The organism is Pseudoalteromonas sp. SCQQ13, from assembly GCF_015864415.1.
Taxonomy (GTDB): domain Bacteria; phylum Pseudomonadota; class Gammaproteobacteria; order Enterobacterales; family Alteromonadaceae; genus Pseudoalteromonas; species Pseudoalteromonas nigrifaciens.
Map to the genome: position 1 here is coordinate 9,705 of NZ_JADYXG010000008.1, position 15,352 is coordinate 25,056.

Here is a 15,352-nt window from a genome sequence, read left to right on the forward strand (position 1 = left end):
TATAAAATTTAACTAACCCGCTGATTTATTAAAGCCAATTTGCGCTAATCGCTACCCCTGTAATTGAAAATATCTTACACTCGTTTTATCTCAAGCAAGGACAGGTAAGTATGCTCAATATTATTCAATCAAACCGTATGGAAGCACTGCAAGCGCAGTTTCATCAGTTATTAAAAACCAACCCATTAGCAAGCCCATTCGACAAAGAAGTGGTACTGGTGCAGTCACCGGGTATGTCGCAGTGGCTAAAAATTGGTTTGAGCGAAAACTTAGGTGTAGCGGCGCAGGTGGATTTTCCGCTGCCTTCGAGCTTTATTTGGCAGTTGTATCAGCAACTTTTACCAAATGTACCTAAAGAGTCGGCGTTTAATAAACCCAACCTTGCATGGAAACTGTTTGCTATTTTACCAAGCTGTATTAATGAGCCACTGTATTTACCGCTAAAAACCTATTTAGAGGGCGATATTGACGGCCAAAAAACCTTTGCCTTGTGTGAAAAAATAGCCGACGTGTACGACCAATATTTAATGTACCGCCCGCATTGGATTGCCACATGGGATAGCGGTATAGATGAACTTGATGATGTTGATGTAACCATTGCCCCGTGGCAACCTGATTTATGGCGACGCATTGTACAGTTAAGCCTAGAGCTTGGGCAAAGTCAGTTTCATCGCGCGAATATGCAAGGACAACTGCTGGCAGCGCTTGAGACAATGGACAACAGCTTATTACCACAACGCATTAGTTTATTTGGTATATCGGCCATTGCCAGCTCGCAGCTTGAAGTATTTACAGCGCTGAGTGAAAAAACCGAGGTGTTTTTATTCTTTTTTAATCCCAGTGAGCATTATTGGGGCGATATTATTGATGAAAAAACCGCCGCTAAAATAAGTGCAAAATACGCCAAAATGCCGCTGGTGGAAGCGCAGCAAAAAAAGCAAACTAATCCCGATGAAGAATACTACTTTATAGGCAACCCACTGTTATCCTCGTGGGGTAAATTAGGTCGCGATTACTTTGAGCAGCTAGTACAGCTAGACGCCCGTTGGATTGATGGTTTTATTGATGTGTTTGACGACACCTTACTTGGGCAAATACAAAGTGAAATTTATCAGTTGGCGTTTAAAGGTGAATCGCTGACCGATAACAAAGAGTGGTTTATAAACAACGAAGGTAAATTGCCTATAAGTGCAACCGACACCAGTATTACGCTAAGCGATTGCCATACACCGCTTCGAGAAATTGAGCGCCTGCACGACTACTTACTTAATTTATTTAATCAAAACCCTGCGCTTACTCCCAAAGACATAATAGTAATGATGCCCGATGTAGGCACTTACAGCCCGTACATTGAAGCCGTTTTTGGTGGCGCACAAGGCAGCCGCTTTATTCCTTACGCACTTGCCGATTTAGCCATAGAGCAAGAAAAACCCGTACTTAGCTCATTTGCGAGTTTAGCTAATTTACCGTTTTCGCGCTTTGGTGTGTCGGATATTCTCGATTTATTACAAGTGACACAAATAGCCGAAAAATTTGGCCTGGAGGCACACGAGTACGAGCAAATTCAATATTGGCTGGAACGTGTTGGCGTTAAATGGGGTATAAATGCCGATCATAAAAGCAGCTTTGATTTACCCGCTATCGATTTAAATACCTGGCAACACGGGCTTAACCGTTTATTACTAGGTATTGCGATGCGCGACGAGCAATGCCCGTTTAACGGCATTTATAGCGCCGATGAAGTAGAAGGCATGGCGCTTGATACGCTTAATAAGCTAGTGCATTTTATTGATGTGCTACAAAGCTTTAAAGAGCAATTAACGCCCGACGATACGCTTACCAACAAAGCGCATGTTTTAAGCGAGTTGCTTAGTGCAATTTACGAGAGCGAAAGCGACGACAGCTGGGATTTATTGGTGCTGCAAAACGTGCTCGAAGAGTTACAAAAGCATCATAATAATGGCGACTACAGCAAAGCGGTATCGCAGCGTATTGTTAGTTACTTAATTAAACAAGGCATTCAAGAAAAAGGCGTAGGGCAGCGGTTTTTAGTGGGGCAAGTTAACTTTTGTACCCTAATGCCAATGCGCGCCGTGCCATTTAAAGTGGTGTGTATGCTGGGTTTGAATGATGCCGACTACCCGCGTAACGTACAGCCGATTGGTTTTGACTTAGTGCCTTATTCTAAAAAACAAAAAGGTGACCGATCACGTAAATTAGATGATCGTTACTTATTTTTAGAGGCGCTACTCAGTGCCCGCGATAACTTATACATGAGTTACATTGGTCGCTCGTGTTTTGACAACCAGCCGCGCATGCCATCAACCCTTGTGAGCGAGCTGCTAGAATATATTGGGCGTAGCTTTGCATTAAGCGACGACAGCGAAAAAACACTGCCAGAGTGTTTAATTAGCCAACAGCATTTACAGCCCTTTAATAGCCATTATTATTTAGCCAATGAGCAAGCAAACACTGTGCTGAGCAACCACAGCTATAATCCAATTTGGCTGCCAAGTGAGTCAATAACCCCACAAGTCGTGAGCGCGCTTAATGCAACACCGCCTGAGCAGTTAGAGCTCGATGTGTTTATTCGCAGTGTTTGCAACGCCCAAGAGAGTTTTTATCAACAAAGTTTAGGATTGCGATTACCGCAATTTAACGAAGTAGTAAAAGACGAAGAGCCCTTTAGCCTAGACGCATTGCGCCGCTATTTTTACCTTGATGAAATACTCGAAGCCAACATTAACGAGCTGCCACTTAGTACAGAACAAATATTGCAACGCGGCGAACTACCACAAGCCAACGTAGGTAGCTTAATATTTGAGAGCATGCAGCACCGAGTAGACGCATTGGCAGGGCAAGTGAAAGAGCAAATTAAAGGGGGCAAAAGCGACCCTATAGAGGTAGCCCTCGAACTAGAAAACACTAAAATAGAAGGCTGGTTAAACCATATTTATTTGCAAAAACAAGTGTTTTATCGCAGCGCTAGTATAAAAGCGAAAGATTTAATTAAAGGCTTTATTTATCACCTAGTAGCGCAAAGTATGGAGCAACAAGTAGAAACGCTAATACTTGGGCTTGATAAACAAGTTACCTTTGCACCAATAAGTAAAACCGATGCCGATGCATTGTTACTTGATTGGTTTGAGTTATACAAAGCACTGCGCAACGAACCCGTGGCGTTTTTTCCGGTAAGTGGCTACGAGTACGTAAAAAGCGGCGGCGATATAGCAAAAGCCATGAGTAAATTTAGCCCGCAATACATAGGGCGAGGCGAGGGCGAAAACCCCTATATTCGCTTAACGGTACAATCGCTTAACGATTGCCAAGACGAGTTTATACAGTGGAGCGATAAATTACTCGCCCCGTTATTTGCACACGCTAAGGAGAGTGACCATGCAAGCGCTTAATCCACTTACTATGCCACTAACAGGGCAAAGCTTAATTGAAGCCAGTGCCGGTACGGGTAAAACGTATACAATTACTGGCCTATATTTACGTTACTTATTGGGAATGCAAATAGCCGATGATGCAAACTCGCTATTAAATAAGCCGCTAAGCGTTGAGCAAATACTGGTGGTAACTTTTACCGATGCTGCCACGCAAGAAATTAAAGACCGCGTGCGTAATCGTATCATCACCGCGCGCGATGCACTTCTTGGGCAAGACCCAAAAGATGAACTTATAGCAGGAGTTATAGCTGCCGTTGATGATAAACACCGCGCCTTTGATTTACTCGATGCAGCGGCTAAATCGATGGACGAAGCGGCTATTTTTACCATTCATGGCTTTTGTCAGCGCATGCTAAAACAACACGCGTTTGAGTCGGGTGTGGCGTTTAACTTAGAGTTTATTTTGGATGAACGCGACATATTGCTCGAAACCATTAAAGATTTTTGGCGCGCCTTTGTATATCCACTCAATAAAGAAAAAACCGATGCTATTTTAGGCGTGTTTGCCGCGCCAGAAGCTTTGTTTGGCAAAGTGTCGAGTATTTTAAATAAAGCGAATGCGCAAATAACCCCGCAAGTAAACTTAGATGATGTATGGCAAGCGCGTGACGAGTACATAATCCGTGTACCTGCATTTAAAAAAGCGGTATTAGAGCAAGAGTTTATAGCTGCGATTAAAGGCTCGGGCTTAAGTGGTTCTAAAACGCCAGGGCGCAAAGGCAGCCTTGCAGCACTTGAAGCCTTTTGTTTAGGCGGCGATTTGTTTTTTGAATTTGGTACTAGCAAGTATTCGTTTGAGGTATGGAGTAGTGAAAACTTAAGCGATATAAGTAACTATAAAAAAAATCAGCCGCTATTTACACATCCGCTATTAACTGAATTTGACCAACTTGTTGCACTTAATAATACCATAAACCAAGGGCTAGCAATTGCTGTAGTGCAGCATGCGGCAAAGTGGGTAAAAGCAGCCGTAATAAAGCGCAAGCAAGAGCAAAGCGTGATCACCCCAGATGATTTACTTAGCAATTTACACAGTGCATTAAATAACGAGCAAGGCAATGTACTGGCGCAAAAAATTGCCCAGTTGTTTCCGGTGGCTATGATAGATGAGTTTCAAGATACCGATCCGATTCAGTACGGTATTTTTAGTAAAATTTACCAGCAAGAGCACACTACACTGGCGATGATTGGCGATCCTAAACAGGCTATTTATGGTTTTAGGGGCGCAGATATTTTTACCTATATTGGTGCCAAAGAAGCGGTGCAAAAACAGCAGCAATTTACGCTAGGTACTAACTTTCGCTCTAGCAGCGATGTAGTAAGCAGCGTAAACAGCTTATTTGGTAAGCACGCTAACAGCTTTATTTATAACGATGCCATACCGTTTAATGCAGTAGCCGCTAAAGGTAAAAAAGCAGACGAGTCGTTTTTGATTGACGGACAACCAGCCACTGCGTTTGAATTTTGTGTATTTAGCGACACCGCCGCAGATGAAAAAAACAAGCCGACAGGCAAAGCCATTGGGCAGCAGCATTTAGCCACTTTATTTGCCAATAAAATAGTCACCTTACTAACGCAGGCCGAGCAAGGTCGTGCCTGTATTGGAGAAAAGCCAGTAAGCGCTGCAGATATTTGTATATTAGTGCGTGACCGTGTTGAGGCGCAAATAATGAAAAAGGCCTTAAGCACCGCTAAAATTGCCAGCGTGTATTTATCGCGCGAGAGTGTGTTTAGCCAAGAGCTTAGCCATCACTTACTTAATTTTTTAACTGCGTTACATGGCCAGTATGATGAGTCGCTATTACGTGGGGTGTTAGCAGGGCCGTTATTTTGTTTAAGCTATAACGAAATATATGCACTGGCAGATGACGAGGCGCAATGGCAAGAGCACTTAAACTTTTTTGCGCAGCTTAGCCATATTTGGAACAAGCAAGGCGCTATGGCAATGCTTGAGCGCTTAATGAGCCACAATCAACTTAGTGCTAAATGGCAAGGCCTAGGCTACAACGTTGAGCGTTGGCTTACCGACTTTAGGCACCTTGGCGAAATACTACAGCAAAAACAAATTGAGCTTGAGGGCACACTGCGTTTACTGCGCTGGTTTGCACAAAAGGTAAGCCAGCAAGATGGCGAAACAGTGCAAGTACGCCTAGAGAGCGACGCTAATTTAGTTAAAATAGTGACTATGCACGCCTCAAAAGGGCTTGAGTATCCGCTGGTATTTATGCCCTTTGCTAGTGGCTACCGCGAAACGAAAGAAGCGCTGTATCATAATAATGGCGCACTAATTTACGATTTAAGTAAAGGGGATGACGCACTGCAAAAAGCAGAGCAAGAGCGCCTTGCCGAAGATTTACGCTTACTGTATGTAGCACTCACTCGCGCGGTACACTTTTGTGCTATTGGTATGTATAACATTGGCCAAGGGCAAAGTAGCCGTTTGGCAATACAAAGCAGTGCGCTGGGGCATGTGTTATTTGCAGGGCTTGAAATTACAAGTAGTCAAATTTGGCGTAACCATTTAGCCGATTTTTGCAGCGAGCATACAGGTATGGATTATCAGCAATTCACCTCAGAGGATTTATTAGCCCAAGGTACTTTAAGCTTTAATAATAGCGCTGATGCTCAGCAAACATTGAGTATAAATAATGTAACAGCCAATATTGAGCGTAATTGGCGAGCAACCAGCTTTAGTGCGCTGAGCTTTAAAAAGCATATCGACCACCTAGCGCCTGGGCGCAGTGATGAAGATCATGAAAAAGATGAGTTTGCCGTACAAGAAGACGAAGCACCTTCTGTGTATAGCTTTCCTAAGGGGGCAAAACCAGGGAGTTGTTTACACGAAATTTTTGAGCAAATAGATTTTACTAGCCCAATAGAGCACCCAGTTAATAAAGAGCACAACTTAGCAGAAGTTATTAAACGCAGCCTAGAAAAGTACCATATTAGTGAACACTGGCAAGATATTACTGAGCAGTGGATATTAGACGTTCTTGCTTGCCCACTGAATGACGATAGCAATGCAAGTATTAATACCTCAGGTAATGATACCTCAGCTAATAGCTCTTCAGTTAAAAGCTCTTCAGTTAACAGTAATGGCCTGAGTTTAAGCCAACTAGCGCCAAGTGATTGCCTAGTAGAAATGGAGTTTAACTTACCGCTTAAAAGTTTAAGTGCGCCGCAGCTTAATGAAATTCTTATAAAACATTTTGGTTTTGAGCACAGTAAGCTCGAATTTAGCCACGTAAAAGGGCTGTTAAAAGGTTTTATCGATTTAATATTTTGCCACCAAGGTAAATATTATATTTTAGATTATAAATCTAATTACTTAGGTAGTAACGCTGCTGATTACGAGCACGATATGCTTGAGCAAGCCATGAGTAGCCACCAGTACCATTTACAGTATTTAATTTACACCGTAGCACTGCATCGTTTGCTAAAACAGCGTATAGCTGATTACTCAGTTGAAACTCATTTAGGCGGCGTGTATTACACCTTTTTACGCGGCATGCCAGCTGGGCAAGGTGTGTACTTTAAAAAGCTCACCACTGAGCAAGTGACTATTTTAGATGGTTTGTTTAGCCAAGGAGCCATGTTATGAGTGAACTAAATAATCAACCGGGCCTTTTTGATCAAGAGTTTGAACAAGGGTTAGATCAGGAACTTGAGCTAAATGAGCAAAACCCTACTTTAAGTACAGCAGTGCCTTTACTTACCTATTTACTTAGCGAAAACCGCATTCGCATTGTGGATGTAAAGTTAGCTGAAATGCTCAGTAAAAGTAACAGCGATAGCGAAAATACGCACAATGAGATGTTTTATCTGGTGCTATTACTGTGTTTATCGCAGCAAAGCCAGCATAGTTGTTTAACCTTAAGCGAGGTTGATTGGAGTAACCCTTTTAATTTACGTCGCAGCGATTTTAGTAAAGCACAGGGGAGCGTGCCAGATAAGCTAAGCCCGTTTAGTGAAGGGTTTAATTATGAGCAGGTGCTTAGCTATTTACAAAACCATACAAGCGTTGGAGCCAATAAACCACTGCAACTGTTTAACCAACGCCTTTACTTTGCGCGCCTTGCTGGATACGAGCAAACATTAGCGAGCCGCTTAATAACAATGAGCGAGCGTATACTTAATATAAATAATGAGTTATTAGCCGCGCTACTTAATGAGTATTTTACACCCGATGCAAACATTGCCACCGATTGGCAAAAAGTAGCCTGTGCTATTGCAGCCACCAAAGGTTTTAGTGTTATTACTGGCGGCCCAGGTACTGGTAAAACGACCACTGTGACTAAGTTACTCGCCATTTTACAGTCGCTTTATAAAACTGCGCCACTGAGTATTAAGCTGGTGGCACCTACAGGTAAAGCTGCAGCGCGTTTAAGCGAATCAATTTTAGGCGCTAAAGATAAGCTCACTAATATACCCGCTGATATTAAAACGTTAATCCCCGAAAGTGCACAAACTATTCACCGGTTATTAGGGGTAAAACCCTTTACCAATAAATTTAGGCACAATAAAGCGAATCCACTGCATTTAGATGTGTTGATTATAGATGAAGCCTCAATGGTCGACTTATCGCTGATGGCAAAACTAATTGAGGCATTACCTGCACATGCACGGTTAATTCTCTTAGGTGATAAAGATCAGCTGGCCTCGGTAGATACCGGCAGCGTAATGAGCGACTTATGCCAAGGGTTAGTACTGGGGCAAACACCTGGTTATTCACCTGCACGATGTGATGAGCTAAATAACTTATGCTTTAACGGCGAGGCTAAGTTAATAGCGCAAAGTAATAGCGCGTTTAAACTTGCCGATTGCATTGCATTTTTACAACACAGCTACCGCTTTGATGCACAAAGTGGTATTGGTCAACTTGCGTTAGCGGTAAATACCAATAACACAGGTGTTTTAAATTATGTTGAGCAAGAAAGTGTTGAGGGGCGTTTTAAGGATGTGATTTTAGATTACGACTTTATAGCTAAACCTATCGAAAAATTGGTTAAAAGCGCTGCAAGTAAATACACACATTACCTTAGTTTAATTGCTCAAGGTGCAAGCGTTGCAGAGGTGCATAAAGCCTTTGCAAGTTATCAGTTACTGGCCGCAGTACGTGAAGGTGATTACGGAGTTAATAGTTTAAATCAGCGTATTGAGCGCGTTTTACAACAACAAGGACTTATTACCCTAAGCCCGAATCAGCGTCATTATACCGGTATGCCAATAATGGTAAGCCAAAACGATTATCAGCTTAAGTTGTTTAATGGCGACATTGGTATTTTAATGCCCGATGAAAGCGGCCAGCTTAAAGCACTATTTATAGACGAGCAGGGGAATCAACGCGCGTTTTCACCAGCACGCTTACCTGCGCACGACAAAGTATATGTAATGACTATACATAAATCACAAGGATCAGAGTTTAGCTACACCGCCATGGTATTGCCGCCGCTAAAACAAGCCCGCATGGGGATAAATAGGCAGTTAGTGTATACCGGCATAACGCGTGCTAAAAATACCTTTGAGCTGGTGGCAGATAAAAAAGTGTTGTTACTGGCAATGAATAAAAGTGTGTCCAGAGCATCTGGTTTATATGAGCGTTTAGTAAATTAACGATATAAATTTTATCTTATTAATTCCTCAAATTTAGCGATTAAAAAAGGGTTTGCCAATGCAAACCCTTTTTAACTTAGTGCGTTATTTACTTCTAAACTAGGTATATTTTAATAGCTTAATATAAATACTCAGTTTATTGATTGACTGGTGACCATGCAGGCAATGCTTTTTGAAGTGGTTTATGTAATTTAGGAAAGCTTTGTTTTGCAGCATACTGCACTTTACCATCTACAACGGTTAACTCTGCTTGCGTTTTTAATAGTTTGCTCTCAGTCACCGTTAAAATATCTTGGTTTAAAATAGCAAAATCTGCGTACATGCCAGGCTCAATTTGACCTTTTAACATTTCTTCGCCTGAAAAATACGCACTACCTTGGGTGAATACCTGTAATGCAGTTAGCCTGTCTAGGGTATTGGTTTTATCGTACAGGGTATAACCGCCTACGGTTTTACCCGATACCGCCCAATAATAAGTGGCCCATGGGTTAAAGCTAGCAACACGGGTACCGTCAGTACCAAAGCCTACCGGTATGCCCATAGCGAGCATTTTTTTAATGGGTGGTGTACGTTTAGTTTGCTGTTTACCATAACGCTTGGCAAAATCCTCTCCTGCAAATGCCATACGGCCTTGCACAGCAATAGCACCGCCTAATTTTTTAATCCGCGCTAGATTTTTATCAGACACGGTTTCGGCATGGTCAATAATCCAACGGACTTTGTTGAAGGGTTGTGTTTTATTGATTTCTTCAAATACAGTTAACATGCGCTCAATAGATTGATCGTAGGTAGCGTGTATTCTAAATGGCCAACCTTGTAGTAGGTGTAAACGCACTACTTTTTCAAGTTCATCTTCAGCGTCTGCGGCAAGATCAGGGCGTCCTGATGTGAAGTTTTCATAATCAGAGGCGCTCCAAGCAAGTAACTCGCCACCGCCTTCAATTACATAACCATTGTCCATGTGTGAGTGCAGATCTTGGTTGGCGTTGTAGCTGCTCATCCATTGCGTAAAACTTTGAATTTCTTTGCCAGGTGTTTGTGGAAATAAATAATTAGACACGCGGATAGGTAGTTCACCAGTTACCGCTAAGGCTGTTGATGCTTGATAGTTTTCAGGAAAAGTGTGGCCACCGCCGCCTGCATCAATAACGCTTGTTACGCCTAAGCTTAATAGCTTGTTGTAGTAGTGCTTACTAGAGTTTAGTTGCTCTTCGGCGGATAATTGCGGTAGTGCAGCAATCGTTTTATATAAAATCATTGGGTTAGGATCAGCTACTAAGCGCCCAGTTAATTCACCGTTGGCATCTTTTTCATAGTAACTGCCTTTAGGGGGGACGGTATTTTTAGTGATACCTAATACTTGCATTGCTTTTTTATTCAATACACCGCCTGAGTACAAATGCAAAACAAATACTGGAGTATCAGGTGCCGCTTCGGTTAATTCAGCTGAGGTTGGTAAGCGCTTTTCTTTAAATTGGTATGGGCTCCAGCCACCAATAACACGCACCCATTGACCTTTAGGAGTTACTTTTGCATTTTGCTTTATCATCTCCAGGCCAGTGGCTAAAGAGTCACTACCTTCCCAGCGGGTTTCGAGGTTATAAAAGCGTCCGCCACGCACTACATGCAAATGTGAGTCGTTAAGACCAGGGATCACTCGGCGACCTTGCGCGTCAATAACAATAGTATCGGCGGTTTTTTCTTTTAATAGCTGTTCTTTATCATTAGTTAGTTGCTCAAAACGGCCATCTGTAACCGAAAAAGCACTGAATTTTTGACCGTCATAAGTATCAATCTTACTATTGTAAACAATCATATCGGCGGCAAGTGCATTGAAAGCGATAGTCGAGCTAATAGCAACAGAGAGTAAACTTTTAATTAGTTTCATAGCGTATTCCTTACATTAAATTATTGATGTGAGCTGGCGTTACGCCCAGCTTGCGATGAAAAATACAGTGCTAAATCTTTAATATCTTGATCCGATAGGGCACTGGCATTGGCGCGCATAATAAAAGCCATTCCGCCTTTACGCTCGCCGCCACGATACGCTTTTAAAGCATATTCGAGATATTCAGCATTTTGTCCTGCTAAGTTAGGATTAGTAGTAATTGGCGCAATACCAAATTCGCCATGGCAACCTAAACATTGTTGGGATAATTGCTTTGCTCTTGCTAGGCTTTGTGCTTGTTCAGAGGTGCTTACTTCCTCATTGGCATAAAGTGAGGCTGAGAGTAGTAAAGCTAATAATGGAATGATTTTCATGCTGCTCTCCAATGAAAAGGCCACATAAGTGGCCTTTAATTATTGATAAAACTAGTGACCTTCTTTTGCATTAAACATGTCTGTTGCATAAATAAGGCCTAAACCATAGCCACCTGCATGCTCTTTAGCAATATCAGTTACGTCAGCATAAGTGCCAGTGCGCGCCCAGTCACGTTGTAGTTCTAGCATGTACTGTAACCATGTGATTGGTTTTGCACCCGCTTGAACCATACGTAATACTGCCATGTCGTGTGCTTCTTTACTTACACCACCCGATGCATCTGTTACAAAAAACACTTCATAACCTTCATCAATCGCAGATAACACTGGGCCTACACCACATACTTCGGTCCATAGTGCTGAGATAACAATTTTGTTTTTCTTAAACGATTTTATTTTGTCAGTTACGCGCTTATCTTCCCATGTGTTCATTGTTGTACGATCAATCGGTGATTGTTTAGGGAATACCGCTTGTAATTCAGGAAAAATTGGACCACTGAAAGACTTAGCTGCAACGGTTGTTAAAATAGTAGGCACTTTAAATGCTTTAGCAGCTTTAGCTAAGCCAGTTACATTATTGCGCACGCTTTCAACCGTGTGCGAGCGAGTAGCAAAAGCCATTTGTGGTTGGTGGTCAATTAAAATTAACGAGTGGTTGTCTGGTGTTAACATGCTTTTTGATGGCTCACCAGCAAAAGCAGAACTGCACGTTGCAGCAACTAAGCTTAGGCCTACTGCTAGCGTCTTTAATGTTTTATTAATTTTTAACATAAGTTCTTCCTATTTATTGGTTGATTACAGAGTGTCAGTTTGTTTTGACCTTTATATAATAGGTTCACTTTTAACTGTTGTACATTTGTAAAAACCGTGTTTTTTGTTCTTTAAAATAGAATGGTTGTGACGAGGTTGTTGCAATTAAGCTAGATCTAAGGGGGGAATGAATACGTAATTTACACTTTATATGCATTGCTAGCAGGGCATCAGAGAGTAAAGCGCGACTCTTTCTGTTTAAAAGTAAACAGTGTGTTTTAGCAAAAAAAGGAGCAGGGGATTGATGTTACATTGTAATTATAAGGTAATGTAACCAAAATAAAGTGGTTTTTAAGCAATAGAATTAGCTCAAAAACTAGAAGTGGTAGGGTTTGTATTGGCATACAAACCCTATGTAACACTAGCTTAAGTTAATCGTAACAACTTCTGCGCTGGCATCTTCATCTTGTAAACTATTAATTGGCACTTTAGGAATGTCTGGTTTATCTAGGGCAATATCGCCACCATCAATTACTTCGCCAGTTTGCAAATTAGTAAAATCAAATAACTGATTATCTGCTAAGTGCGAAGGTACAACGTTTTGCATGGCGGTAAAAATACTTTCTATACGCCCTGGGTGCTCTGCGTCCCACTTAGCTAACATAGCTTTTGTGTGTTTACGCTGTAGGTTTTCTTGCGAGCCACATAAGTTACACGGAATAATAGGGTAGCCCTGTACAAACGCATATTGGCTAATATCGCTTTCTTTACAGTATGCAAGTGGGCGAATAACCATATGTTCACCGTTATCGCTCATTAGCTTAGCTGGCATACTTTTAAGTTTGCCGCCGTAAAACATATTTAAAAATAGGGTTTCGATCATGTCATCGCGATGATGGCCAAGCGCAATTTTAGTTGCACCTAACTCTTTAGCAGTACGGTATAAAATACCCCGGCGCAGACGCGAACAAAGTGAACAAGTCGTTTTACCTTCAGGAATAATATCGGTCACTATGCTGTAGGTGTCTTCTTCTACAATTTTGTATTCAACATTTAGTTTATCTAGATACTGGGGTAAAACGTGCTCAGGAAAGCCAGGTTGCTTTTGATCTAAGTTAACAACAAATAGCTCAAACTTAATCGGTGCTACACGTTTTAAGTGTTGCAGCATGTCGAGCATAGTGTAGCTATCTTTGCCACCAGATAAGCACACCATAATGCGGTCGCCTTCTTCAATCATGTTAAAGTCCATGACGGCTTGACCTGTTTGGCGGCGTAAACGCTTTTGAAGCTTGGTTAAGTTAAATTGAGCTTTAGCTTGATCTGAATGAGACAATTACGCCCCCTTATTAAACAATACGGCAAAGTTATTTGCTAAAAATAAAGGGGCGCATTATATACTTAAAATGCCCGGTAACAAAATTTAATCTTTTGCGAGTGGGCTTATATAACCATCGGGTTTGAGTGCCAATACATCGCAATCTAGGCTATCAATTACATGCTCTGCAGTATTGCCTACTAAGGCCGCGCTTAAACCAGTACGCCCTACAGTGCCAATAACCACCAACTCGCTGTTTAAACGTTTTGCTACATCGGGAATAACGTCCTCAGGCAAACCCTCTTCAATAAAGCACTGCTCTGGGGGTAAATTAAACTCATCAGCCAGTGCATTAGTAGATTGATGATGATGTTTTTTAACCGACTCGTTATAAATGCCAGGGTTAAATTCAGGTATTTCTATGGCAATATTAATTGGTGTAGCAGGGTAGGCGTTCACCAAGTTTAGTTGGGCGTTGGCCAGTTCAGCTAAAAATTGTGCGTCTTTAATAATACGTTTATTAAGCGCTAAGTGTTGCTCGTTTTCGCTCACTGCATTAACAGCCGCTAAAATGTTGCCATTTGCAGGCCATGCCATTTGTTTTACAAATAAAACCGGAGATGGACATTTTCGTACTAAATGCCAGTCGGTTGGGGTGAAAATAACGGCTTTAAGTGTACTGTGCTGATGAGTGCCTTTAATAACAAGGTCAAATTTTTGCTCAATAACGGTATTAATAATGGCTTCGTAAGGGCGATTGTGCCAAACAACTTGTGTATCAATATTAACATTTTGATAAGGCGATACTAAATCTTTTAACCAAAGCTCGCGGTCGTTTAACACGGCTTTACGCATAGCTTCGCGCTCTTCGCCAGAGAGCATAGTAGTCATTTCATAAGAAAAGTCGTAAACCGTCATAAAGGCGGTAATTCTCGCACCAGATTTTTTAGCTAAGTCAATTGAACGAGCTAAACCGTGCTGGTCGTCTTTGGTGGGGTCAATAACCGCAAGAATGCGTTTAATCGTGTTCATGTGCAACTCCATTCACTTTACGGGTGTACTTTGAGTGTAACGTAAATAGAGCACAGTGAAAGGGATAGCACAAATATTATTGTTCTAAATCAAACTATTTAATCTAAGGAATTAGTTTAAATAGTTTAAATATTACAATGTAAGTACGCTAATTAGCGAGCTTTTACTATTGCCGCTGCTTTGGCTAGTGCATCGTTATCTAAAATAGTAATAAATTTGCCTTCAACTTTTATTAAATCGGCTTTTTGAAAGCGACTCAATAAACGACTAATTGTTTCAACGGTTAAACCCAGGTAATTGCCTATTTCGCCGCGGGTCATGGTAAAGCGAAATTCTTTACGAGAAAAACCACGTTCACCAAAGCGTTCCGATAAGTTAAAAATAAAGCTGGCTAAGCGCTGCTCGGCAGATTTTTTGTTAAGCAGTAACAGCATTTCTTGATCATAGGTAATTTCGCTACTCATTAAGCGCATTATTTGTTGGCGTAACTTAGGGAGTCTGCCTGCTAACTCGTCAAGGGTATCAAACGGAATTTCGCATACCATAGATGTTTCTAACGCTTGTGAAAAGCTTTGATGCATCATTTTACTTATTGCATCAAAACCAACTAAGTCACCGGCTAAATGAAAACCTGTAATTTGCTCATCGCCTTGCTCAGATAAAGTATAAGATTTAAACGAACCCGAACGCACAGCATAAATAGCGTTTAATGGCGCGCCCGACTCAAACAAAAAGTCGCCTTTGTGTAATGGTTTTTTGCGCTCGATTATTTCGTCAAGCTTATCCATTTCTTGACCATTAAGAGAGAAGGGTAGGCATAACTGGCTGATACTGCAGTTATTACAGCTAATAGCACAATTACTTTTAGCACGACCTTGAGAAAAATCCATAAATTCAATCCGTTAAAATTCAAGCCACAATATGA

9 protein-coding genes are annotated in these 15,352 nt (G+C 41.5%); 3 read left to right on the forward strand and 6 right to left on the reverse strand.

Going from position 1 to position 15,352, the window contains the following annotated elements:
• The first annotated feature begins 110 nt into the window (after positions 1–110).
• Genes recC through recD form a run of 3 tightly spaced genes read left to right on the forward strand, consistent with a single transcriptional unit; the run spans position 111 to position 9,065 of the window.
• Entirely contained in the window at positions 111–3,410 is a 3,300-nt protein-coding gene (gene recC, locus I6F41_RS08035) for an exodeoxyribonuclease V subunit gamma (RefSeq protein WP_197108107.1), read from the forward strand.
• A complete protein-coding gene (gene recB, locus I6F41_RS08040; protein ID WP_197108108.1) occupies positions 3,397–7,053 on the forward strand; it encodes an exodeoxyribonuclease V subunit beta in 3,657 nt (1,218 codons plus the stop codon). The genes recC and recB overlap by 14 nt, the downstream gene beginning before the upstream one ends.
• Positions 7,050–9,065, forward strand: coding sequence for an exodeoxyribonuclease V subunit alpha (gene recD, locus I6F41_RS08045; protein WP_197108109.1), 2,016 nt, complete (start codon positions 7,050–7,052; stop codon positions 9,063–9,065). Before recB ends, recD begins: the two co-directional genes overlap by 4 nt.
• 136 nt (positions 9,066–9,201) lie before the next feature.
• Here recD and I6F41_RS08050 read toward each other — a convergent pair whose 3' ends face one another.
• From I6F41_RS08050 to I6F41_RS08075, 6 genes are all read right to left on the reverse strand, one after another.
• The gene (locus tag I6F41_RS08050) at positions 9,202–10,953 is read right to left on the reverse strand and encodes an amidohydrolase (protein WP_197108110.1); all 1,752 of its coding nucleotides are present in this window, start codon (positions 10,951–10,953) and stop codon (positions 9,202–9,204) included.
• A 20-nt stretch (positions 10,954–10,973) separates the two neighbouring features.
• The gene (locus I6F41_RS08055) at positions 10,974–11,327 is read right to left on the reverse strand and encodes a c-type cytochrome (RefSeq protein WP_011328529.1); all 354 of its coding nucleotides are present in this window, start codon (positions 11,325–11,327) and stop codon (positions 10,974–10,976) included.
• 51 nt (positions 11,328–11,378) lie between these two features.
• Positions 11,379–12,098: a hydrolase gene (locus tag I6F41_RS08060; RefSeq protein WP_011328528.1), complete on the reverse strand. Its 720-nt coding sequence runs from the start codon at positions 12,096–12,098 to the stop codon at positions 11,379–11,381.
• Between the two features lie 400 nt (positions 12,099–12,498).
• Complete coding sequence (gene ttcA, locus I6F41_RS08065) at positions 12,499–13,413, reverse strand: tRNA 2-thiocytidine(32) synthetase TtcA (protein WP_011328526.1); 915 nt, start codon at positions 13,411–13,413, stop codon at positions 12,499–12,501.
• An 87-nt stretch (positions 13,414–13,500) separates the two neighbouring features.
• Entirely contained in the window at positions 13,501–14,427 is a 927-nt protein-coding gene (gene uspE, locus I6F41_RS08070) for a universal stress protein UspE (protein ID WP_197108111.1), read from the reverse strand.
• A 152-nt stretch (positions 14,428–14,579) separates the two neighbouring features.
• Positions 14,580–15,317 carry an FNR family transcription factor gene (locus I6F41_RS08075; protein ID WP_197108113.1) on the reverse strand — a complete coding sequence of 246 codons (738 nt, stop codon included), beginning with the start codon at positions 15,315–15,317 and terminating at the stop codon, positions 14,580–14,582.
• Positions 15,318–15,352 lie beyond the last annotated feature (35 nt).

What these genes read in the sequence shown, in the direction of transcription:
- recC (WP_197108107.1), top strand. Translation starts at nt 111, where the DNA reads ATGCTCAATATTATTCAATCAAACCGTATGGAAGCACTGCAAGCGCAG.
- recB (WP_197108108.1), top strand. Translation starts at nt 3,397, where the DNA reads ATGCAAGCGCTTAATCCACTTACTATGCCACTAACAGGGCAAAGCTTA.
- recD (WP_197108109.1), top strand. Translation starts at nt 7,050, where the DNA reads ATGAGTGAACTAAATAATCAACCGGGCCTTTTTGATCAAGAGTTTGAA.
- I6F41_RS08050 (WP_197108110.1), bottom strand. Translation starts at nt 10,953, where the DNA reads ATGAAACTAATTAAAAGTTTACTCTCTGTTGCTATTAGCTCGACTATC.
- I6F41_RS08055 (WP_011328529.1), bottom strand. Translation starts at nt 11,327, where the DNA reads ATGAAAATCATTCCATTATTAGCTTTACTACTCTCAGCCTCACTTTAT.
- I6F41_RS08060 (WP_011328528.1), bottom strand. Translation starts at nt 12,098, where the DNA reads ATGTTAAAAATTAATAAAACATTAAAGACGCTAGCAGTAGGCCTAAGC.
- uspE (WP_197108111.1), bottom strand. Translation starts at nt 14,427, where the DNA reads ATGAACACGATTAAACGCATTCTTGCGGTTATTGACCCCACCAAAGAC.
- I6F41_RS08075 (WP_197108113.1), bottom strand. Translation starts at nt 15,317, where the DNA reads ATGGATTTTTCTCAAGGTCGTGCTAAAAGTAATTGTGCTATTAGCTGT.